Genomic DNA, 290 nt, shown 5'->3' on the forward strand with positions numbered 1-290 from the left:
TCTTACCTCAGCATTGTTTAGTTTTGAAGGTGCTCAAAGGGCACATTCAGCCCGTGGGCCTATAGCTCAGCTGGTTAGAGCGCACGCCTGATAAGCGTGAGGTCAGTAGTTCAAGTCTACTTAGGCCCACCATCTTCAAAAAAACAGAGTGAGATAGGAAAAAGCAACCAGTGAGAGAAATACTCACCGTTTTTTTGACTATAACGCTCTATACCGTGGGGGCGTAGCTCAGCTGGGAGAGCACCTGCCTTGCAAGCAGGGGGTCAGGAGTTCGATCCTCCTCGTCTCCA

Annotated in this window: 2 tRNA genes; both read left to right on the forward strand. The window is 50.0% G+C overall.

The window, feature by feature from the left end:
* The first annotated feature begins 55 nt into the window (after positions 1–55).
* A tRNA-Ile gene (locus ALO_RS15860) sits at positions 56–132 on the forward strand.
* An 85-nt stretch (positions 133–217) separates the two neighbouring features.
* Positions 218–290, forward strand: a tRNA-Ala gene (locus ALO_RS15865).

Origin of the sequence: Acetonema longum DSM 6540 (genome assembly GCF_000219125.1) — a bacterium.
Classification (GTDB): Bacteria; Bacillota; Negativicutes; order Sporomusales; family Acetonemataceae; genus Acetonema; species Acetonema longum.